Origin of the sequence: Nocardia nepalensis, from assembly GCF_048910785.1 — a bacterium.
Lineage (GTDB): Bacteria > Actinomycetota > Actinomycetes > Mycobacteriales > Mycobacteriaceae > Nocardia > Nocardia nepalensis.
The window spans coordinates 187033-207502 of record NZ_JBKBET010000005.1; the positions used below are offsets into that span (position 1 = coordinate 187033).

Annotated in this window: 18 protein-coding genes and 2 pseudogenes; 10 read left to right on the forward strand and 10 right to left on the reverse strand. The window is 67.1% G+C overall.

The features are described 5' to 3' along the window. Nucleotides 1–76 precede the first annotated feature (76 nt). The 6 genes from ACHQ4I_RS05190 (at nt 77) to ACHQ4I_RS05215 (ending at nt 4200) form a co-directional block, all read left to right on the forward strand. A complete protein-coding gene (locus ACHQ4I_RS05190) occupies nt 77–883 on the forward strand; it encodes an LmeA family phospholipid-binding protein (protein ID WP_420770515.1) in 807 nt (268 codons plus the stop codon). Continuing rightward, nucleotides 880–1320, forward strand: coding sequence for a thioredoxin family protein (locus tag ACHQ4I_RS05195; protein ID WP_420770516.1), 441 nt, complete (start codon nt 880–882; stop codon nt 1318–1320). Before ACHQ4I_RS05190 ends, ACHQ4I_RS05195 begins: the two co-directional genes overlap by 4 nt. Nucleotides 1321–1642: 322 nt before the next feature. Then, on the forward strand, nt 1643–2134 hold the full coding sequence (locus ACHQ4I_RS05200) for a DUF4395 domain-containing protein (RefSeq protein ID WP_420770517.1): 492 nt from the start codon (nt 1643–1645) through the stop codon (nt 2132–2134). Between the two features lie 31 nt (nt 2135–2165). Then, a complete protein-coding gene (locus ACHQ4I_RS05205; RefSeq protein WP_420770518.1) occupies nt 2166–2999 on the forward strand; it encodes a sulfurtransferase in 834 nt (277 codons plus the stop codon). 4 nt (nt 3000–3003) lie between these two features. Beyond that, the gene (locus ACHQ4I_RS05210; RefSeq protein WP_062988334.1) at nt 3004–3309 is read left to right on the forward strand and encodes a DUF1416 domain-containing protein; all 306 of its coding nucleotides are present in this window, start codon (nt 3004–3006) and stop codon (nt 3307–3309) included. Nucleotides 3310–3492: 183 nt separating this feature from the next. After that, nucleotides 3493–4200, forward strand: coding sequence for a heme-binding beta-barrel domain-containing protein (locus ACHQ4I_RS05215; RefSeq protein ID WP_420770519.1), 708 nt, complete (start codon nt 3493–3495; stop codon nt 4198–4200). On the opposite strand, the pseudogene ACHQ4I_RS05220 reads toward ACHQ4I_RS05215, so the two are convergent. The 7 genes and pseudogenes from ACHQ4I_RS05220 to ACHQ4I_RS05250 all read right to left on the reverse strand — a co-directional run. Next, nucleotides 4197–4427: pseudogene (locus ACHQ4I_RS05220) on the reverse strand (Uma2 family endonuclease); the annotation flags it as partial. The gene ACHQ4I_RS05215 and the pseudogene ACHQ4I_RS05220 overlap by 4 nt on opposite strands. 43 nt (nt 4428–4470) lie before the next feature. Beyond that, nucleotides 4471–4908, reverse strand: coding sequence for a hypothetical protein (locus tag ACHQ4I_RS05225; protein ID WP_420770520.1), 438 nt, complete (start codon nt 4906–4908; stop codon nt 4471–4473). A 290-nt stretch (nt 4909–5198) separates the two neighbouring features. Next, nucleotides 5199–7238 (reverse strand): ATP-binding cassette domain-containing protein, encoded by a 2040-nt coding sequence (locus ACHQ4I_RS05230; RefSeq protein WP_420770816.1) that lies wholly within the window; start codon nt 7236–7238, stop codon nt 5199–5201. Nucleotides 7239–7333: 95 nt separating this feature from the next. After that, nucleotides 7334–9067, reverse strand: a complete 1734-nt coding sequence (gene cydD / locus ACHQ4I_RS05235; RefSeq protein WP_420770521.1) for a thiol reductant ABC exporter subunit CydD — start codon at nt 9065–9067, stop codon at nt 7334–7336. A gap of 2 nt (nt 9068–9069) precedes the next feature. Beyond that, on the reverse strand, nt 9070–10101 hold the full coding sequence (gene cydB, locus ACHQ4I_RS05240; protein ID WP_420770522.1) for a cytochrome d ubiquinol oxidase subunit II: 1032 nt from the start codon (nt 10099–10101) through the stop codon (nt 9070–9072). Between the two features lie 9 nt (nt 10102–10110). After that, on the reverse strand, nt 10111–11598 hold the full coding sequence (locus ACHQ4I_RS05245; protein ID WP_420770523.1) for a cytochrome ubiquinol oxidase subunit I: 1488 nt from the start codon (nt 11596–11598) through the stop codon (nt 10111–10113). A gap of 176 nt (nt 11599–11774) precedes the next feature. After that, nucleotides 11775–12692 (reverse strand): aminodeoxychorismate lyase, encoded by a 918-nt coding sequence (locus tag ACHQ4I_RS05250; protein WP_420770524.1) that lies wholly within the window; start codon nt 12690–12692, stop codon nt 11775–11777. A 151-nt stretch (nt 12693–12843) separates the two neighbouring features. On the opposite strand from ACHQ4I_RS05250, the gene ygfZ reads away from it, so the two are divergent. The 4 genes and pseudogenes from ygfZ (at nt 12844) to ACHQ4I_RS05270 (ending at nt 16226) form a co-directional block, all read left to right on the forward strand. Next, the gene (gene ygfZ / locus ACHQ4I_RS05255; RefSeq protein WP_420770525.1) at nt 12844–13959 is read left to right on the forward strand and encodes a CAF17-like 4Fe-4S cluster assembly/insertion protein YgfZ; all 1116 of its coding nucleotides are present in this window, start codon (nt 12844–12846) and stop codon (nt 13957–13959) included. Next, nucleotides 13959–14576 (forward strand): annotated as a pseudogene (locus ACHQ4I_RS05260) (MOSC domain-containing protein); the annotation flags it as partial. The gene ygfZ and the pseudogene ACHQ4I_RS05260, both read left to right, overlap by 1 nt. 308 nt (nt 14577–14884) lie before the next feature. Continuing rightward, on the forward strand, nt 14885–15838 hold the full coding sequence (locus ACHQ4I_RS05265) for an asparaginase (RefSeq protein WP_420770526.1): 954 nt from the start codon (nt 14885–14887) through the stop codon (nt 15836–15838). A gap of 175 nt (nt 15839–16013) precedes the next feature. Next, the gene (locus tag ACHQ4I_RS05270; protein WP_420770527.1) at nt 16014–16226 is read left to right on the forward strand and encodes a DUF3073 domain-containing protein; all 213 of its coding nucleotides are present in this window, start codon (nt 16014–16016) and stop codon (nt 16224–16226) included. A 159-nt stretch (nt 16227–16385) separates the two neighbouring features. Here the strand turns inward: ACHQ4I_RS05270 and purM are convergent, their stop codons facing one another. From purM to ACHQ4I_RS05285, 3 genes are all read right to left on the reverse strand, one after another. Further along, nucleotides 16386–17465 (reverse strand): phosphoribosylformylglycinamidine cyclo-ligase, encoded by a 1080-nt coding sequence (gene purM / locus ACHQ4I_RS05275; protein ID WP_420770528.1) that lies wholly within the window; start codon nt 17463–17465, stop codon nt 16386–16388. Nucleotides 17466–17703: 238 nt separating this feature from the next. Continuing rightward, nucleotides 17704–19386: an ABC transporter ATP-binding protein gene (locus ACHQ4I_RS05280; RefSeq protein ID WP_420770529.1), complete on the reverse strand. Its 1683-nt coding sequence runs from the start codon at nt 19384–19386 to the stop codon at nt 17704–17706. Continuing rightward, on the reverse strand, nt 19383–20441 hold the full coding sequence (locus ACHQ4I_RS05285; RefSeq protein WP_420770817.1) for an ABC transporter permease: 1059 nt from the start codon (nt 20439–20441) through the stop codon (nt 19383–19385). The genes ACHQ4I_RS05280 and ACHQ4I_RS05285 overlap by 4 nt, the downstream gene beginning before the upstream one ends. Nucleotides 20442–20470: the final 29 nt, after the last annotated feature.

Consider the following 20470-nt stretch of genomic DNA (forward strand, 5'->3'; position numbering starts at 1 on the left):
CGCCATCCGGGCTTAGTGTGGCACCTCGACCGAGACATTTGATACCCGAAAAGCACCGCCAAGTACTGTTGCCTGCATGCGCAAGCTGATTATCGGGCTGCTGTGTCTCGCGGGACTGGCGGTGGTCATCGATTTCGGCGTGGCCGCCTACTCCGAGTACCGCGTGTCGCGCGCCCTGCGCGTCGGCGCCGATCTCAGTGCGGATCCCGACGTGATCATCTACGGGTTCCCATTTCTCACCCAGGCCGTGGACGGCCGATACCAGAATGTGGAAATCCGCGCGCACATCATGCGGCCCGATATCCCCGGTGAGATTTCGGTCGGCGCAATGCTGACCGGAGCGCACCTTTCGGTCGGCGATCTCACCGATGGGAACGTGCGCGCGGTGCCGGTGGATCGGGTCGAGGGGCAGATGCGGCTGGAGCCGACCGAACTCGGTCGCCTGTTCAAAATCCCCGACCTACAGGTGCATTCGGCACCGGGCGACAAATCCGACGGAACGGGCGGATCGGGCGGATCCGGAATGACCACCGGGGGTCAGCTCCTGCTCACCGGCACCATGCCGGGCAAGACACCGAACAAGCCCGGTGCACCGCTCAGCGGTGACAATGTGAGCGTGACGGCCGACCTTCGGGTCGACGGGGACCAGATCAAGATCATCGCGACGGGCATCTACCGTGGTACCGGTGATGCCACGACAACCGCGGTCATCACCGACAGCGAGCGCCCCAAGGTGCTCGAGCAGTTCACCCGGACCATCGATACCAATGAACTGCCGTTCGGCCTGCGGCCGACGAAGGTGTCCGCGCAGGGCGGGCAGATCGTCGTCGAGGCCAAGGCCGAGAACGTGACGATCGACCTGGACAGATTGCGGCGACCATGATTGAAATCACAATTCTGCTGGCGGTGGTGCTGGCCGCGGTGGCGGTCGGCGTGCTGTTGCAGCGACGCAATGGCAAGCTGCGCGCGAGCGACACCGCGGCGCCGGCCGAATCGGCGCGCACCGAACTGCTGGCCTCGGTCGGCGTCGACAGCTCCGGTCCCGCGGTGCTGCACTTCTCCGCCGACTGGTGCGGACCGTGCGTCGCGGTGCGACGGGTCGTCGCCGGGGTTACCGAGGAACTGGCCGGATCGCCGCGCCCGCCGCTGGACATCGAGATCGATATCGATGCCGAGCCCGCGCTGGCCAAGGAACTGAACGTGCTCTCGCTGCCGACCACCTTCGTCTTCGATATCGAAGGGCGGGAACGGTTCCGGATCTCCGGCGTTCCCAAGTCCACCGACCTGCGGACCGCGCTCGCGCCGCTCACCGTGGGATAACTCTTCCGGTGGAATGCGGCTGACGGCGAAAAAACGGGGCGTGACAAGGGTTTATAGCGAGTGTGACGAACCCCGGGCCCAATTCCCCGTCAGAACCAGGTAAACTGCTCTGCGTGCAATCCAACCACGAGCTGATGCTCACCCGACGCCGCACAGTTGATCTGTGTCGCCTCGGTGGTTGTTGCTGCCTGTGTGACTGAGCGGTCGGCTCCGTCAGAATTCCTGATGCCGACCTGCGTTCGTTGTGCGAGTGATCTTTCGATCCCCCGGCGAACTGGCAATTTTCCCGCCAACAGCACCTTTCAGCGCAGGAGTATGCACAATGTCCACCAATTCCCGGAACATAACCGCTGAGCCCGGAATTTCCGTCGTAGACGTCCGCGGACCGCGCTTCGCCGCGTGGGTCACCACCGGCGTGCTCGCTCTGGTCCTGCTCGCCGCCACCGTTTCGACGCCGCTCGCCGCGTTGCTCATCACCGCGCAGGCGGTGGTCTTCGCGATCGGCGCGGCCTACGGACCGCAGCGGCACCCCTACGGCCGGATCTTCGCGACGTTCGTCGCGCCGCGCATCGGTCGGACCGTCGAAACCGAACCCGTGGCCCCGCTGCGGTTCGCCCAATTACTCGGCCTGGTCTTCAGTGCCGTCAGCCTGCTGGGTTTCCTGGCCGGCTCCACCGTCGTCGGCGCGGTGTTCGCCGGCTTCGCCCTGTTCGCGGCGTTCTTGAATGCGGCGTTCGCGATCTGCCTGGGTTGCCAGATCTATCCGCTGGTAGCCCGGTTCCGCCGGACCTCCCCAGCCCCGGCTTCGAACTGACACTGCAAGTCACCACCCCGAAAGGAACAACATGGCTCGCTCCGATGTCCTGGTCTCCGTTGACTGGGCCGAAGAGAACCTCAACGCCCCCGGCGTCGTCTTCGTCGAGGTAGACGAGGACACCTCCGCCTACGACGGCGGCCACATCGAGGGTGCCGTTCGGCTCGACTGGAAGAAGGACCTGCAGGATCAGGTTCGTCGCGACTTCGTGAACCAGGAGCAGTTCTCCGATCTGCTCTCGGCGCGCGGTATCGCCAATGACGACGAGGTCGTGCTCTACGGCGGCAACAACAACTGGTTCGCCGCGTACGCCTACTGGTACTTCAAGCTGTACGGCCACAACAACGTCAAGCTGCTCGACGGTGGCCGCAAGAAGTGGGAGCTCGACGGTCGTCCGCTTTCCCGCGACGCGGTGAACCGCCCCGCCACCCAGTACAAGGCCGCCGCCCCCGACCTGTCCATCCGCGCCTTCCGCGACGAGGTCATCGCCTCCATCGGCGCCAAGAACCTGGTCGACGTGCGCTCCCCTGACGAGTTCTCCGGCAAGATCCTGGCTCCCGCGCACTTGCCGCAGGAGCAGAGCCAGCGTCCCGGCCACATCCCCGGCGCCATCAACGTGCCGTGGAGCAAGGCCGCGAACGAGGACGGCACCTTCAAGTCCGATGCCGAGCTGACCGAGATCTACGGCGAGGCCGGGCTGGACGGGTCCAAGGACACCATCGCCTACTGCCGCATCGGCGAGCGTTCCTCGCACACCTGGTTCGTGCTGCAGGAGCTGCTGGGCCACCAGAATGTCAAGAACTACGACGGCAGCTGGACCGAATACGGCTCGCTCGTCGGTGCACCTATCGAGTTGGGAGCTTAATCACATGTGCGCAGCACCTACCCAGGGACAGGCCATTCCGGCCGGAGTCGATGTCGAGAAGGAAACGGTCATCACCGGCCGCGTGTTGAGCACCGATGGCCAGCCCGTCGGCGGCGCGTTCGTGCGCCTGCTGGACGGCAACGGTGACTTCACCGCCGAGGTCGTCGCCTCGGGCACCGGCGATTTCCGCTTCTTCGCGGCACCGGGCGCGTGGACCGTGCGGGCGCTGTCCTCGTCGGGCAACGGCTCGGCCGAGGTCCGTCCGGAGGGCGCGGGCATCCACGCCGTCGACGTGGCCGTCGCCAAGTAACGAATACCCCCGACGGCCCCGTTGCTTCCCGGATACCGGGAAGCAACGGGGCCGTTGTGCTGGGCGCAGCGCAAGTCGTTAGACTCCAAATGTGGTCCTCTTATTCGAGATTCTGCTGGTGGCCGTGGCCGTTCTCATCGGCTGGTTCGGCCTGTACGTCTTCTATCGGTTGTTCACCGAATCATGAGTGAACTCGCGAGCGAAGGTTCCAACCCGGCCGAGCGAGCGAGTGAACAACTGAACGGCAACGGTCCTGCCGAGCCGTCGGCTCGCCGCAGCGGCGACGAGGCCGTGGCCGAGGCGGCCGAACGCGCGAAATGGACTGGCGCGCGCAATATTCCGGTGCTACCGGACCTGCCGCTGCCCGAGGACACCGCGAATCTGCGACTCGGCCCGGATCTGAGTTCGTCGATGCTCGCACTGCTGCCGATGGTCGGCGTGTGGCGCGGCGAGGGTGAGGGCAACGATCCGAGCCGCGGCGACTACCGCTTCGGCCAGCAGATCATCGTCTCCCACGACGGTGGCGACTACCTATCCTGGGACTCCCGATCCTGGGTCATCGAATCCGACGGCTCCTACGGCGGTCCGGATCTGCGCGAGAGCGGATTCTGGCGCGTCGGCATCGACGGCGATGACGAGGTCATCGAACTGCTGCTGACCCACAGCACCGGCATCGTCGAACTCTTCTACGGCACCGCGCTGACCCAGTCCTCCTGGGAGTTGGCCACCGATGTCGTCATCCGCAGCCAGTCCGGCATCGTCGTCGGCGGAGCCAAGCGCCTGTACGGCATTGTCGAGGGCGGCGACCTGGCCTATGTCGAGGAGCGCGTGGTCGCCGACGGCCCGTTGGAGCCCCGCCTGTCGGCCCGTTTGCAGCGCTACATCGGTTAGCGGCGCCACCCGATCGATGTCAGGTCGATGTCGATCGGGAACGGAACGCTGATCTTCAAGCGGTCGTGGAAGACGCCGACCAAGCCGTAAGAACTTGTGGCGGGGTCGAGTTCGTAGGCGTAGACGACAGCGTCATCATTACGACGCTCGATTCGCCAATAATGCGGAATCCCGGCCTTGGCGTATTTGATCGGCTTGGTCTCACGGTCACGCTCCTCGGAGTCCGGAGAGACGGCCTCCGCGTGTGGCTCGGACTTGGGTGCGGACGAATCAGGTTGGGTCCCAGGTGACCAGGAGTTCGTCGGCGAGGGTTTCGACGGCGAGTTTCGAGCCGTTCACCTCGAGGACGGCGGCGCGCAGGCGGTCGTCGTGCAGGCGGGATTCGGAGACGGCGGCGATGTGAGAGCCGATCAGCTGTGAGTACGGGGGTTCGGAGCCGACGTCGAAGGCGGTGTACTTCCCGGATTCGGCTACGTAGTCGATGTATTCGGGTTCGGTGAGGCCGGCGAAGGGGTCGCGCCACGGGGTCGATGCGACGAGGAGTTCCTCGCCATCGGTTCCGGCGTCCAGTAGCAGCACCGAACCGTCATCGAAGGTCAATTCGATGGGGCCTTCGGTGCGGTCGACATCACTGCCCTGTACGTAGAACATGCGGCGCACCGCCCTGATGCGGCGACCAACCACTGCCGCGAGACCCTCCGTTGGCATCGGCTCCCCTCGTGTCGAACCCGGTCGCCGGACTCTACCGCCCCGAGGAAAGGCGCCGAAAAAGGAACGGCCCCCGAGCCATACCCCGCAGGCGGCGAAGCCTGCATGGGTCCCGGTCGGACTAGACCGGTAGCTCGGGGGCCGGGTGGCTGCCTGGAATTCGCTCAGCACTCGCGCGAACGAAGATCCGTTGCAGCGGTGGCGCTAGCGGACAGCCACCTCACAAGTCCTTTGAACATACATTCTTCGAACCACCTCCTTCCTTGTGTACCAACGAATCTAGTCAGGAGTCAGTGGGTCGGCAACGGAATTTCCCTGGCAGCGGAATCGGGACGCTCCGCAGGCCGGACCCGAACCGGAAATTCGGTCGTGACCTGGCCTGATGCAGAGACGCGCAGCACCACGTCGGCGCGATGCTCCGGCGGCAGCTGATGGGTGACGACAACAACAATTCGATCGGGTTCGACCAGCCCGCTGTCGATATCGAGTAGCTCGCGCAACAGTAGGGCGCCCGCCTCGGCCTCGAGATGTTCGGTCGGCTCATCGAGCAGCAGCACTCGCGCGGGCGATATGAGTGCGCGAGCGAGCAGAATCCGCCGCCGCTGCCCACCCGAAACCGCCGCCGCACCGCCGACCAGATCCGTGTGCACACCTTCCGGCAGCGATTCCAGCCAGTCCCCGAGACCGACTGCACGCAAAGCCTTCTCGGCCTCTTCGACTGTGACATCCCCGCGCGCGACACGCAGGTTCTCGAGCACGGAGGTGCCGAAGGTATGCGCATCCTCGGCAAAGAATGTCACGCCGGGCTCAGGCGTACCGAACAGCCCCGCCCACGCCATGAGCAGCGTGGTCTTACCCGCACCGCTCGGTCCGACAATGGCAATCCGCATCCCATCGGGCCGCTCGGGCACGTTGTCCGGCGATAGATCTCGTGCGTCGCGGAAATCGGCATCGATACCCAGGCGATCGGATGCGCGCGGTACGCCGCCCGACGACCAGTCGGCGCGACCATATCCGCCAGCTCGGCCGGCCGCATTGCCCGGCGAATGATCGCGTAGCGAGCGGCTGCGGTGGTGCGTGGCGGAGTCGGCGAACGGCTGGTCGGACCGCTGCTGCGCCATCGGGTTTCGGGTGCTGGTTTCGAGCTGCAGCAGGCGGTGGAGGGCGGCGCGAGCGGTGGTCAGGGACCGGGCCGCGGCGGGGAGGGGGGCAACGGCCTCGAAGGCCGAAAGGGGGAGCAGGACAAGGACGGTGAGGGCCATCGGGGTCATCGCGCCCGGGTTGCCGCCGGCCGGGCCGTAGCTGGCGATGCCGACCAGGAGGGCACCTAGGACGCTCGCTCCGATCGAGAGCGGCGTCGCCGCGGCCGCCCAGGCGCCGTGTGCGGCCGCGGAATCCTCCGCGGCGACCGCACGTCGCCCCGCGCGGTCCGCTGCCGTCAGCGCGGCATCCAGCCTGCCCGCAACGCGCAGTTCGGCCGCGTGGTCGAGGACGGTGAGCGCCTGCGCGGTGAATTCGGCCCGGTCGACCCGCACCGCCCGCTCGGCCTCCCGCGCGGCCCACCCCGACAGCGACGGCGCGACGATCCCGGCAACAGCGAGCGATACGGCCAGAATCGCCGCCGCCCCAACCGAAATGGTGGCCAGTACCCCGATCGCCGCCACCGACAACACGATCGCGACCGCGACCGGCACGAAGACCCGCACCACCACCGCGCCGAGATCGTCGATATCACTGCCGATTCGAACCAGCAGATCCCCGCGCCGCAACGCCGCACCATCCGCTCGCGCCGAATCCGCCGCACCGACTTGCAGCCGCCCTCCCCCAGCACCGACCGCTGCACGCCGAACCGACCCACCGGCCACACGCGCCGAATCGGCGATCGAGACACCGGTGCCGGGTTCATGCACAGGGTTACCGGACTCTGCACGCCCTGCGCCGCCAGCGCGGACATAGCCGTCGGCGATTGCGGCCGAGACGCCGACCGTCTCGGCCGATTCGCGCGAGGGCCCGCCCCGCAATGCGCGACGCATCCAGACATCGGAGTGGGCGAGGGTTCGGTAGACGGTCGTGCGGGCCGTTGTCATCGCGCGCAGGGCGACGTCGTGGGTGGCCAGGCGTTCCAGGTATCGGGCCAGGCCGCGGGAGATGCCGAGGGCGCGCACGGTGACGACGGCGACGCTCAGGTCGAGGACAGGGGGCATTTCCCAGGCGCGGGCGATCAACCACGCCGCCAGTGCCGCCAGCCCCAGCCCGCTGCCCAGCGCGAGCACGCCCCAGCCGATCGCGACCGCGATCCGCCACGGCGACAGCTCTAGCAATGCCCACATGCGCCGCAGATCCGCTACCACCGGGCGGCCGCCGCGGCGCGGTGGTGTGCCGGGTGCCGAAGCGTCTCTCTTTCCGCTCGGCGGAAATCGACTGTTCATGATGGGACCGCCTGGGCCTCGGTGCATCGGACTCGGATTATGTGATCGGCGGCGGCGAGAAGGGTTTGGCGGTGGGCGATCACGATCACCGTCGCGCCCGCGCGGGCGCGCTGGTGCAGTGCCGTGAGGACCGTGGCCTCGCTGGCCGGGTCCAGGTGGGCGGTCGGTTCGTCCAGGAGGAGGACGGGGCGCTCGGCGGCGAGCACTCTGGTGAGGGCCAGGCGCTGGCGCTGGCCGAGGGACAGGCCGATGCCGCCCGGACCGACGACCGTGTCCCAGCCATCGGGAAGCTCACCCAGCACCGCGTCGAATCCGGTTGCGATGCAGGCGGCTTCGAGTTCGTCGATGACTCGTGACGCGCCCTTGGCCACGGTGTCGGGCGTGCGCGCGCCGAGCAATTCGAGGTTCTCGCGCAATGTTCCCGGCACCAGGACCGGGCGCTGGGGCAGCCAGGCCACCCGCGACCACCAGGCGTCCTGATCCAGCTCGCGCACATCGGTGCCGTCCACGGTCACCGAGCCGTGCTCGGGTGTGATCAGCCCCAGGATTGCTTGCAGCGCGGTGGATTTCCCGCTCCCATTGGGCCCGGTCAGCACGGTCACCGCGTTGGGCCGCATCACCGCAGTGAGCCCAGCAGGCGCGAACCCATCCCGAGCCCGCACATCGAGATCGCGTATCTCGATCACGGACGCAGCTTCCAGGGCATACGGGCGCTTGCTCGGCAAACTACGCTGGCCAGCTGCGGATTCCGGCTCCAGAATCGCGAAAGCCTTATCCGCGGCCGCCATTCCGTCCTGCGCCGCATGAAAGCGCTCACCGACCATGCGCAGTGGCAGGTAAACCTCCGGTGCCAGGATCAACGCCACCAGCCCGGCGTAGAGGCTCATCTCGCCGTATACGAGCCGCAGGCCGATAGAGACCGCGATCAGTGCGACGCTCAGCGTGGCGAGCAGCTCGAGCACCATCGATGACAGGAAGGCGATCCGCAGCGCGCGCATTGTGCGCTGCCGCAACGCATCCCCCAGCTCGCGCACGCGATGTTCCATCGAACTGGTCCGCGTCGCGGCGACCCCTTCCCGGCCGAGGGCACGCAACGTGGGCATACCGGCGAAGAGGTCGAGCAGTTGATCGGACAGCCGGGTGGTCGCGGCGAGGGTGGCTTCCGCGCGGCCCTGGGTGAGCAGACCGATGAGGATCATGAAGACCGGGATCAGCGGCAGGGTGACCACCGCGATTACACCGGAGATCGGATCGTGAAATGCGATGACCACCAGCACGATCGGCGGCACCAGGCAGGCGAGTAGCAGTGCGGGCAGATATCCGGTGAGATATGCCCGCAGCCCGGTCAGTCCGGTGCTCACGACAACGGCGAGTTCGGTTCGGCGAGTTTCGAGTTCGCGCGGTGGCAGCCGGGACCCGGCGGCCAGGACAGCGGTCTCCAGCTCCGCCACCACGGCGGCCCCGGCCCGATGCGCGAGCCGGGACTGCACCCAGGTGGCGAGCACCCGGCACCCGATCGCGACCGCGAGCACGATCAACTCGCATGTCCAGGTTCCGAAGGAGCGCCGACCCGGGTCGGTGACGACCCCCGCCAGCACCCTCGCCACCGCGACCGCGGTGACCACGATCGAGCCCGTGATCAGCACGGACAGCGCCACACTCAGCACCAGATAGCGACGGGCCGAGCGTGCGTACTTCCACAGTCGCGGATCGACGGGCGGACGAGCCATGGTCAGTCCTTGACGGATTCCAGCGGGAGGCCGATCGGGGCCGGAATCTGCTCGACGGTAATCCGTTTGCGGAACACCCAATACGTCCAACCCTGGTAGCCGAGCACCACCGGCGTGACGACCACGGCCGCCCAGCTCATCACCTTCAGCGTGTACGGCGTCGAGGAGGCGTTGTCGATGGTCAGGTTGAACAGGTCACTGATCGTGGAGGGCAGCACATTCGGGTACAGCGACCCGAACAGCAGCACGGTGGCCGCGGCGGTAGTGACCGCGGTGCCGACGAAGGCCCAGCCGTCACGCTCGGCGAAACTCGCCGCACCCGCGAGCACCAGCCCGATCACCGCCAGCGCCAGCGGAATCCAGGTCCATCCGGTGCCGTAGGCCAGCTGCGTCCACACACCGAACACACCGACCACAACGGCGGTCGGCGCCAGCAACAAACGCACCGTCTTCGCCGCATCGTCGCGCACCTCGCCGCCGGTCTTCAGCACCAGGAAGACCGCACCGTGCAGGCCGAACAGCAGCCCCGTCGCGAGCCCGCCGAGCAGCGCGTACGGCCCGAGCAGATCCCACACCGAACCGGCCATATGCTTCTTCTCGTTCAGCGGCACCCCGCGCACCACATTGGCGAATACCCAGCCCCAGGCCAGAGCCGGTATCCAGGAACCGATTCCGATCGCGGCATCACACCAGGCCCGCCACCGCGCATCGTCGATCTTGCTCCGATATTCGATGGCGCAGACCCGCACGATCAGCGCGACCAGCACCAGCAGCAGCGCGAGGTAGAAGCCGGAGAACAGGCTCGCGTACCACTCCGGGAAGGCCGCGAACATCGCACCGCCCGCGGTCAGCAACCAGACCTCGTTGCCATCCCACACCGGGCCGATCGTATTGAGCACCACTCGCCTTCGGGTATCGCTGCCCTTGCCGAGGATCGGCATCAGCATGCCGACCCCGAAGTCGAAGCCCTCCAGCACGAAATAGCCGGTGAACAAGACGCCGATCAGCAGAAACCAGAACTGTTGCAGATTCATCGTCGGCTCCTAGTAGGCGAACGAAAGCTGTTCGACGGCAGGTTCTTCGGCGCGATGCGGAGCGCCGGTATCGTCCGGCCCGCCGGGCGGAACCGTCTTCGGCGCTTCGGGTCCGGCGACCGTGTACCGCCGCATCAGGTAGAACCACACCACCGCGAGCGCGCCGTACAGCAGGGTGAACACCACCAGCGAGGTGATCACCGTGCCCGAGACATGGTCGGAGACGCCTTGCTGCACCATCAACCGCAGGCTCTGGTCACCGGTCGGATTCGGTGCGACAACCCAGGGCTGCCGACCCATTTCGGTGAAGACCCAGCCCGCGCTATTGGCCAGGAACGGCGTGGGGATGGCGATCAGGCACAGCCATGAGTACCAGCGCTTATCGGTGATCCGGCCGCCGCGGGTCAGCCACACGCCGACCAACCAGAGCAGGATGGCCCCGGCCGACAGGCCGATCATGGCGCGGAAGGACCAGTAGGTGACGAACAGGTTGGGCCGGTAGTCGCCGGGTCCGAATTTCGCGTTGTACGCGTGCTGCAGATCGGTGACGCCGTCCAGGGTGACATCGCTGAACTTGCCCTTGGCCAGGTACGGCAGCACATACGGCACCTCGAGCACGTGCGTCACGCTGTCGCAGTTGTTGTGGGTGCCGATGGTCAGCACCGAGAAGTCCGGATCGGTCGCGGTATTGCACAGCGATTCCGCCGAGGCCATCTTCATCGGCTGCTGTTCGAACATCAGCTTGCCCTGCACGTCGCCGGTGAAGAACAGCGCGACTCCGGCCACCACGATCACCCACATTCCCGCGCGGCCGCCGGAACGCCACATCGTGCGCGCCTCGGCGACTTTCGTCTCGTCACCGCTGCGCGCATTGCGCACCATCCACCAGCCGCAGATGCCGACCACGAAAGTCCCCGCGGTAAGGAATGCTCCGGCCACCACGTGCGGAAATGCCGCCAGCGACGTGTTATTGGTGAGCACCTTCCAGATGCTGGTGAGTTCGGCGCGCCCGCGCTCGGGGTTGTATTTGGCGCCGACCGGATGCTGCATGAACGAATTGGCCGCGACGATGAAGTAGGCGGAGGCGTTGACGCCGATCGCGACGAGCCAAATCGTCGCCAGATGCACCTTCTTGGGCAATCGAGTCCAGCCGAAGATCCACAGGCCGAGGAAGGTCGACTCCAGGAAGAACGCGACGAGTCCCTCGAGCGCGAGCGGTGCGCCGAAGACGTCACCGACGAAGCGGGAGTATTCGCTCCAGTTCATACCGAACTGGAATTCCTGCACGATGCCGGTCGCGACACCGAGTGCGAAGTTGATCAGGAACAGCTTCCCGAAGAATTTGGTCAGCCGGTACCAGTATTCCTTGCCGGTAATCACCCAAGCGGTCTGCATGCCCGCCACAAGGGGAGCCAAACCGATCGTCAATGGAACGAATATGAAGTGGTAGACGGTCGTGATGCCGAACTGCCAACGCGATAAGTCCAGGACGCTCAAAACCGACCTCCTGCCGAACTACGACATGACGTAGTAAAGAGTACGCTCGGTAAAGGGTCGGTCAAGGAGTCTTATGCCCCGACACACCGGGGCGAACGACCCTCAACGACCCGTTTTCCGAGCTCGCCGAGCACTCCTACACGCCGTCGTAGGACGAAGATCACGGCTCGGCGAACTCACCAATCGCCGATGGCTCCGGCCCGCTCCACTCCTCGCTCCACCAATTCGATGATCTCGGCCGCATTGTCCGGCGCCATCATGCGCAGTCCGTCCAGCGAATTCACCCGGGCCGCGAGCGTGATGCTCGACAGCAGCCAGATGCTGTCGCAGGTGAGCAGATCCGCGGTGAACAGCGAGTCGTAGCTGGTCTTCCACCCGGCCTTCGCGGCCTCGGCGAACAGCGCGCGCTGAGTGGTCCCGGGCAGAACGCCATTCTTCGCGGGCGGAGTGATCAGGTGGTTGTCCCTGACGATCACGACCGACGAGCGCGGTCCCTCCAGCACCCGGTTCTCCGTGCTGGTGAAGATCACGTCATCGGCGCCCATCCGCTGCGCGAACCGCAGCGCCGCCATATTGGTGGCATAGGAGAGCGTCTTCGCGCCGAGCAGCTGCCACGGCGCGGCCTGCGCCAGGTCGACCGAGATGCCGCGCGATAGCGACACCACGGCGACACCTTCGGTGCGCGCCTTCTGCACCCGCTCCGGTACCGGCAGCACCAGCACATAGGACGTCGGCACGGGCACCGCGGCCGCGAGATCACCCGAGGTGACGCTGGACGGGGCCGATAGCTCGGTTTCGCGGCCTCTGGTGAGCACCAACCGCAGCAGGCCCTCGCGCTCGGCCCCCCACTCCTTCGTCGCCGTCTCGACCGCGTCTCGCCATTTCCCCAGCTCGGGCTCGGGTAGATCGAGCGCCTGCGCCGAACGGCGCAGCCGGCCCAGATGAAATTCGATCGCACACGCGGTCCCGCCACGAACCAAAATCGTCTCGAAGACGCCGTCACCGCGCAGCACGCCGATGTCGTCGGCAAACAACAACGGCGCGTCCGGATCCTGGACGGCGCCGTCGAGTGTTACAAGAACTCGATCCACCATGGGTCGAGCGTAGGCGGTGTTCGATGACCGCGCCTAGGTCATGAACGAGTTCCGCAAGCCCCCCTGACACACTTCTGCCCCGATGTGGTTGCGACCCTCGCGCAACACCCGCCCAAGCCAACACTCCAGCTTCGCGCTTAGAGTGGTTAACGTGTCCGTGGTCGTCGCACCCAGTCCCATCCTCGCTGTCCCGGGCGCCGTCGCGGGAGCGGCCGGTTCGCCGGATGCCGCCGTCGCGTGGCATTACGGGGATCCCTTCACAGAACAGCGTGCCGCCGCACAACGAGTCGCGGTCGTCGACCGATCGCATCGTTTCGTCCTGAAGATCACCGGCGCCGAGCGGCTGACCTGGTTGCACACCATTACCAGCCAGCACATCGCGAACCTCGGCGACGGACAGTCGGCCGAAAGTCTCGACCTCGATCTCAATGGCCGGGTGCTGCACCACTTCGTGCTCACCGATCTGGACGGCACGGTGTGGATCGACACCGAGGCCGACCGCGGACCGGCGCTGCTGGAGTTCCTGGCGAAGATGGTCTTCTGGGCCGATGCCAAGCCGGTCGAGGCCGGCGACCACGCGGTGCTGAGCCTGCTCGGCCCGCGCGTCGGCGAGCTGACCGAGGCCCTCGGCATCGCCGCTCTCCCCGGCACCTACGAGGCCGTGCCGCTGCCGGACGGCGGTTTCCTGCGCCGAATGCCGTGGCCGACCGCGGATTCCTTCGATCTGGTGATCCCGCGCGACCAACTGGCCGACCGCTGGGCCCGGCTCACCGCCGCGGGCGCCGAACCCGCCGGCATGTGGGCCTTCGAGGCGCTGCGCGTCGCGGCGCTGCGGCCCCGGATCGGTCTGGACACCGACGAACGAACCATCCCGCATGAGGCCCGCTGGATCGGCGGCGTGGTCGAGCACGGCGCGGTGCATCTGGACAAGGGCTGCTATCGCGGACAGGAAACGGTGGCCCGGGTGCACAACCTCGGCAAGCCGCCGCGCCATCTGGTGCTGCTGCATCTGGACGGCTCCGCCGACGAACGCCCGAGCACCGGCGAAGACGTCACCGCGGGCGGCCGCGCCGTCGGCCGGCTGGGCACCGTCGTCGATCACTACGAGTTCGGGCCCATCGCACTGGCTTTGATCAAACGCACCATCCCTACGGATACCCCGCTGACCGCGGGGCCGACCGCCGCCGCCATCGATCCGGATTCGGTACCCGCCGAGGACGAGCCCCAGCCGGGCCGCCTCGCCGTCGACCGGCTGCGTGGTCGCTGATGCGGTCCGATGACGCCGCCCGGGTGCTGGCGGTCTGCGTCGTGCACGCGGAACTCGACGTGCCGACCAAGGTGGGTCGCACCGCGATCGACAAGCGGCCGACCGCGGACCGCGTCGCCGTGGGCGCGCTGGGCCTCGACGGTGATCACGTGTGCGACACCAAGAATCACGGCGGTGTGCACCAGGCCGTCTACGCCTATGCCGAGGAAGACGCCAGCCGCTGGGGCGAGGAGCTGGGTCGCGAACTGCCCGCGGGCTGGTTCGGCGAGAATCTGCGCATCCGTGGGCTCGCCGTCAGCGACGCGGTGATCGGCGCGCACTGGGCGATCGGGGACACGCTGCTCGAGGTGAGCGCGCCGCGCGTGCCCTGCGCCACCTTCCAGCACTGGTCGGGTGCGGCCCATTGGGTGAAGCGCTTCACACTGCGCAGCGATACCGGCGCATACCTGCGTGTGCTCACCGAGGGCACGATCGGCGCGGGTGACGAGGTGCGCATCGTGCACACGCCCGAACACGGCATCACCGTCCGCGACCTGTTCACCGGCGACGATCCCGATCTGCTCGCGATCCTGCTCGCGCACGAGCCGACCATCTCCGACGACGTGCGGATGCAGATCGAACGGCACGGCCGCCGCCACGCCAATGCCCGCCGAGCCCGCGAGCGGCGGGTCGATGATGCAAGCACGCGCGAGCCGCGAGTCGATGACGCCGCGCGCGAGTCGCGAGTCGATGACGCAAGCGCCCGCAAGCCACAGGTCGATCAGGCAAGCACACGCGAGCCGCGAGTCGATGACGCCGCGCGTGAGTCGCGGGTCGATGACGCAAGCGCACCCGACCCGCGAGTCCATGACGCAGCGCCTGAGTCGCGAGTCGATGACGCAAGTGCGCTGGAGCCGCGGACCGACGAACCGACAGGAGCGCGGCTATGACTGTCGAACTCGTCGAGGTCGTCCGCTCGGGCTTCCGCGAATGCGTGCACAGCGGTTCGGTGGTTATCCTCGGCGCCGACGGCGAACCGGCCCGCACACTCGGCGAGGTGCACGTACCCATCTTCCCGCGCTCGACCAATAAGCCCATGCAGGCGATCACCCTGCTGCGCAACGGTTTCGAGCCGCTCGACGATGCGGAACTGGCGATAGCGACCGCCTCGCACTACGGCGAGCCGGATCACCTCGCACTGGTGCAGCGCCTGCTCGACCGGTTCGGTTTCGACGAGAAGGCCCTCGAATGCCCGCCCGACCTGCCGCATGACGAACGGGCGCGGGCCGCGGCGCTGCACGAATCCGCCGAACCGCGCCGGATGTACATGAACTGCTCCGGTAAGCACGCGGCCATGCTCGCCACCTGCGCCATCAACGGCTGGCCCACCGAGGGTTATCTGGACGAGGCGCATCCGCTGCAGCAATCGGTGATCGCCACGATTACCGATCTCACCGGCGAACCCGAAACCGACCTCGGCATCGACGGCTGCGGACTGCCGATCATCCCGGTCTCACTGATGAATCTGGCCCGCGCCTACGCGAGCATGGCGACCGCCGACCCCGGCTCTCCGGAGCGCCGGGTCGCCGACGCGATCCGCACCCATCCGCGAGTGATTTCCGGCACGAACGCACCCGATTTGCTGACCATGCAGGCGACCCCCGGCCTGTTCTGCAAGATCGGCGCGGACGGTGTGCACGCGGGCGCGCTACCGGACGGAACGGCCTTCGCGTACAAGATCGCCGACGGTCACGACCGCGCGCGAATCCCCCTGACGCTGGCCATTTTGCATCGCATGGGAGTCGAGTGGTCCGATGCGCACGCCGAACTCGCGGCGCCGCCGGTGCTCGGCGGCGGTGCCAGAGTCGGGGTCATCCGGGCGATCCCCGGGGTGGTGTAAGGGGTCGGCCCGACGGCGACAACCGGGCAAACGACGCCACTTCGGGAGTTCTTCCCCCACTCCTGGAAGCGCGACCGCCGGACACACGCTAAAGTGTCTGTCAGGAAGAGTATTAATTCGAACGGGGCCGCCAACAAACCCCAGGCCGCCCCGCAGTGACGCGAGGGGGTCAGCCATGGGCCGTGGCCGGGCTAAGGCAAAGCAGACCAAAGTCGCACGCGAGCTGAAGTACAGCTCAGCGCCGACTGACTTCGCGAGCCTTCAGCGCGAGCTTTCGGGTAGCCCCACCTCCCAGCGGAGTGGTGGAGTCCTGTCCGATGAGCACGACGCGGACGAGTCCTCAACCCGTTGGGACGAGGACGACGACTACAACGACTGGCGCCGCTGACTCGAAATCAAACGTGTGAAGGGGGAGGCCGACGGGCCTCCCCCTTCAGGCTTTGACATCGCGTTACCGGACTAGCCACTCGGGGCTTGCAACACAGCAGCGTCCCGCATCGAACGATGCGGGACGCTGTTGTGTGTTCTGTTGTGGGACAAGAACTTCTCAGAAGCGCGGGTGCTCACCAACCAGCACGGCGCGCACCGCGTCGGCGTCCTTGGCCTTCTTGACGGTGCCGAGGGTCCAGCAGGCGATATGCCGCGCGGTCAGCACGGCCAGGGCCCGGTCGACATCCTCGGGCGCCACCACGGCGACCATGCCGACACCCATATTGAAGGTCTTCTCCATCTCGATCCGGTCGACCCGGCCGCGCTGGGCGATCATCTTGAACACCGGCGCCGGATTCCAGGTGCCGCGGTCCAGTTCGGCCACCATGCCAGCGGGCAGCACCCGGGCCAGGTTCGCGGCCAGCCCGCCACCGGTGACGTGGGCGAAGGTGCGCACATCGGTTTCGGCGATCAGCGCGAGGCAGTCCTTGGCGTAGATCTTGGTGGGCTCGAGCAGCTCCTCGCCGAGGGTCCGGCCGAATTCCTCGACGTGCCCGGTCAGCGACATCCGGTCGATATCGAGCAGCACCTTGCGGGCCAGGCTGTAGCCGTTGGAGTGCAGACCCGAGGAGCCCATGGCGATCACCACATCGCCCGGGCGCACCCGGTCCGGACCCAGCACCGAATCGGCCTCGACCACGCCGACACCGGTGGCCGAGAGATCGTAGTCGTCGGGATCCATCAAGCCGGGATGTTCGGCGGTCTCGCCGCCGAGCAGCGCGCAGCCCGCCCGCACACAGCCCTCCGCGATACCGGAGACCAGCTCGGCCACCTTCTCCGGCACGACCTTGCCGATCGCGATGTAGTCCTGCAGGAACAGCGGCTCGGCGCCGCAGACCACCAGATCGTCCACGACCATCGCGACCAGGTCGAGGCCGACCGTGTCGTGCTTATCCATCGCCTGCGCGACCGCGATCTTGGTGCCGACCCCGTCGGTGGAGGCCGCGAGCAGCGGCTCGCGGTAGCCGCCCTTCAGCGCGAACAGCCCGGCGAAGCCGCCGAGCCCACCCTGGACCTCGGGTCGGCTGGCCCGCTTCGCCAATGGTCCGAACAACTCGACTGCGCGGTCACCTGCCTCGATGTCCACGCCCGACGCGGCGTACGAGGCACCGGCACCACTGGGGGTCTGTTCAGTCATTTTCGGGGAAAGCTCCAAACCGAATCGGCGGATAGATGCCAGCTCACGCTACCGGAGTCAGATAACGGACTCGCCCGCCTCCCCGAGACTTCTGCCGGTCGCGAGTGCGCGGCGACGTGACCACCGGGCCGGAGGTTACGTATTCGGCCCAGTTCTGGACGCACCCGACGAGTTACCCATGTGCTTACGAAATCAGTCGGCACCTTCGTATTGTCCACCGCCGCCTGGTAGATGGCGATCATTCAGCCGGCTCGGTAGCGAACAGCGCCGCGCTCTGCGCGCGACGCCGCCGCTGCTGCACCGGATCGGGCACCGGGACCGCGGCAACCAGACGCCGGGTGTACTCCTGCTCCGGGTGGCGCAGAATGCGATCACGGTCACCCTGTTCGACCACCGCGCCATCGCGCAGCACCACGATCCGGTCGGCCAGCTGGTCGACGACGGCCAGATCGTGGCTGATGAACAGGCACGCCCAGCCGCACTCCTGCTGCAACTTGCCGAACAGCTCCAGCACCGCCGCCTGCACCGAGACGTCCAGCGCGCTGGTCGGTTCGTCGGCGACCAACAGATCCGGGTCGAGCACCAGTGCCCTGGCCAGGCTGGCGCGCTGGCGCTGGCCGCCGGAGAGTTCGTGCGGATAGCGGCGCTCGGTGCCCGCCGGCAGCTGCACGTCATCGAGCATGTGACGTACCCGGGCACGGATCGCCTCGGAACTGCCCGCCTTGTGCACGATGAGCGGTTCCGCGACGCACTCGCCGACGGTGAGCCGCGGATTCAGCGAACTGGCCGGGTCCTGGAAGACGAAGCCGAAGCGGCGGCGGATCGGCCGCAACTGCCGCTGCGACAGCTCCGCGATGTCTTGGCCGCGCACCTTGACGACCCCGGAGGTCGGGCGCTGCAATGCGGCGACACAGCGGCCGATGGTCGACTTGCCCGAGCCCGATTCGCCGACCAGGCCGAGGGTTTCACCGGGCCGGATGGTCAGGCTCACGTTGTCCACCGCGCGGAACGGCGGACGGCCGAACGGGCCGGGAAACTGCACCACCAGATCGGACACCTCGAGCACCGGCTCCGCGCTGGCGATCTCCTTGACGACGCCGTGCTCCAACTGCTCGGTGCCCAGATGCGGGACGGCCGCGAGGAGTTTGCGGGTGTACTCCTGCTTCGGCCGTGCGAACAGCTCGTCCACCGGCGCCTGCTCGACCACCTTGCCGTCGCGCATCACCACCACCCGATCGGCGATATCGGCGACCACACCCATGTTGTGCGTGATCAACACGATGGCGCTGCCGATGCGGTCGCGCAGATCGCGCAGCAGCTCCAGGATTTCGGCCTGCACGGTGACATCGAGTGCGGTTGTCGGTTCGTCGGCGATGATCACCTTCGGCTCGCAGGAGATGGCGATCGCGATCATCACGCGCTGTTTCTGGCCGCCGGAGAGCTGATGCGGGTAGTAGTCCACCCGATGCTCCGGATCGGGCAGTCCGACCATGCGCAGCAGTTCGATGGCGCGGGCCTTCGCGGCCTTGCGGCTCATATCACCATGGGCCCGCAGCGCCTCGGCGATCTGATACCCGACCGTGAACAGCGGGTCCAGCGCCCGGCCCGGCTCCTGGAAGATCATCGAGATGGCGCCGCCGCGCAGGGCGGTGAGCTGCCGCTCGCTCATCGAGGTGACCTTGTCCGCGCCGAGGGTGACCAGGCCCTCGACCCGCGCGGTATTGGGCAGCAGTCCGATCGCGGTGCGCGAGCTCACCGATTTGCCCGAGCCGGACTCCCCGACGATGGCCAGCACCTCGCCGGGGAACACCTCGTAGGAGACATCGCTGACCGCGTAGACGGGTCCGGCGTCGGTGGCGAAGGTGACCGACAGCGATTCGATGGACAGCGCCGGACGGTTCTCGGCTGCCACTTCCGTCATCGTGCTGCTCCTTCCGGGTCGTCACCGGTCTCGTTCACGAGATCGAGTTCGGCGGCGGTGAGTTCCGCTGCGGGAACGTCTTTTTCGAGGACGGGAACGCTCAGGCTGTCGCTGGCGACGGTGGCCGGACTCAGCGCCCGACGGGTACGCAGCAACGGATTCAGCACCTCGTTGAGACTCTCGCCGACCAGCGTCAGCCCGAGCACCACCAGCACGATGGCGGTACCGGGGAAGATGCCCGTCCACCAGATGCCATTGGAGACATCGGAAAGCGCCTTATTGAGGTCGTAGCCCCATTCGGCGGCCTGGGTCGGCTCGATGCCGAAACCGAGGAAGCCGAGCGCGGCCAGCGTCAGGATGGCATCGCCCGCGTTGAGGGTGACGATCACCGGCAGCGACTGGGTGACGTTGGCGAGGATGTGCCGGAACATGATTCGAGTGGTGGACGCACCGGTCACCCTGGCCGCGTCCACATACGGCTCGGTCTTCACCGCGACGGTCGCATTGCGAACCACCCGAAAGTATTGCGGCACATAGATCGCCGTGATCGCAACGGCGGCCGAGAGCATGCCGCCGAAGCTGCTCGACTGCCCGCCCGCGACCACAATGGAGACGACGATCGCGAGCAGCAGGGTCGGGAACGCGTAGATGGCGTCCATGAACAGTACGAGCACCCGGTCGAGGGCACGTCCGATGTACCCGGACACCAATCCCAGCGGCACCCCGACGACCAGTGACATCAGCAGCGAGATCGCGATCACGATCAGCGCGGTACGGGCACCGAAGATCACCCGGGACAGCACATCCTCGCTGCGCACCGATGTGCCGAACCAATGCTGACCCGACGGCGGTTGCTGTGCGACGAAACCGACACCGTCCGAAGAGTTCTGGGCGAGCCCGTACGGTGCGATCAGCGGAGCGAAGATCGCCACGAATACGAACACCGCGACGAGGCCGAGTCCGACGATGAGCGTCACCCGCTGCAGTCCGGCGGTCATGGTGAACAGCCGCAATCCGGGAATCCGCCTGCGCTTCGTCGGCGGCACCGGCGGCATCACCAGTGGCTCGTTCGCCAATTCCGGAG

What these genes read in the sequence shown, in the direction of transcription:
- ACHQ4I_RS05190 (WP_420770515.1), top strand. Translation starts at nt 77, where the DNA reads ATGCGCAAGCTGATTATCGGGCTGCTGTGTCTCGCGGGACTGGCGGTG.
- ACHQ4I_RS05195 (WP_420770516.1), top strand. Translation starts at nt 880, where the DNA reads ATGATTGAAATCACAATTCTGCTGGCGGTGGTGCTGGCCGCGGTGGCG.
- ACHQ4I_RS05200 (WP_420770517.1), top strand. Translation starts at nt 1,643, where the DNA reads ATGTCCACCAATTCCCGGAACATAACCGCTGAGCCCGGAATTTCCGTC.
- ACHQ4I_RS05205 (WP_420770518.1), top strand. Translation starts at nt 2,166, where the DNA reads ATGGCTCGCTCCGATGTCCTGGTCTCCGTTGACTGGGCCGAAGAGAAC.
- ACHQ4I_RS05210 (WP_062988334.1), top strand. Translation starts at nt 3,004, where the DNA reads ATGTGCGCAGCACCTACCCAGGGACAGGCCATTCCGGCCGGAGTCGAT.
- ACHQ4I_RS05215 (WP_420770519.1), top strand. Translation starts at nt 3,493, where the DNA reads ATGAGTGAACTCGCGAGCGAAGGTTCCAACCCGGCCGAGCGAGCGAGT.
- ACHQ4I_RS05225 (WP_420770520.1), bottom strand. Translation starts at nt 4,908, where the DNA reads ATGCCAACGGAGGGTCTCGCGGCAGTGGTTGGTCGCCGCATCAGGGCG.
- ACHQ4I_RS05230 (WP_420770816.1), bottom strand. Translation starts at nt 7,238, where the DNA reads ATGTGGGCATTGCTAGAGCTGTCGCCGTGGCGGATCGCGGTCGCGATC.
- cydD (WP_420770521.1), bottom strand. Translation starts at nt 9,067, where the DNA reads ATGGCTCGTCCGCCCGTCGATCCGCGACTGTGGAAGTACGCACGCTCG.
- cydB (WP_420770522.1), bottom strand. Translation starts at nt 10,101, where the DNA reads ATGAATCTGCAACAGTTCTGGTTTCTGCTGATCGGCGTCTTGTTCACC.
- ACHQ4I_RS05250 (WP_420770524.1), bottom strand. Translation starts at nt 12,692, where the DNA reads ATGGTGGATCGAGTTCTTGTAACACTCGACGGCGCCGTCCAGGATCCG.
- ACHQ4I_RS05265 (WP_420770526.1), top strand. Translation starts at nt 14,885, where the DNA reads ATGACTGTCGAACTCGTCGAGGTCGTCCGCTCGGGCTTCCGCGAATGC.
- ACHQ4I_RS05270 (WP_420770527.1), top strand. Translation starts at nt 16,014, where the DNA reads ATGGGCCGTGGCCGGGCTAAGGCAAAGCAGACCAAAGTCGCACGCGAG.
- purM (WP_420770528.1), bottom strand. Translation starts at nt 17,465, where the DNA reads ATGACTGAACAGACCCCCAGTGGTGCCGGTGCCTCGTACGCCGCGTCG.
- ACHQ4I_RS05280 (WP_420770529.1), bottom strand. Translation starts at nt 19,386, where the DNA reads ATGACGGAAGTGGCAGCCGAGAACCGTCCGGCGCTGTCCATCGAATCG.
- ACHQ4I_RS05285 (WP_420770817.1), bottom strand. Translation starts at nt 20,441, where the DNA reads ATGCCGCCGGTGCCGCCGACGAAGCGCAGGCGGATTCCCGGATTGCGG.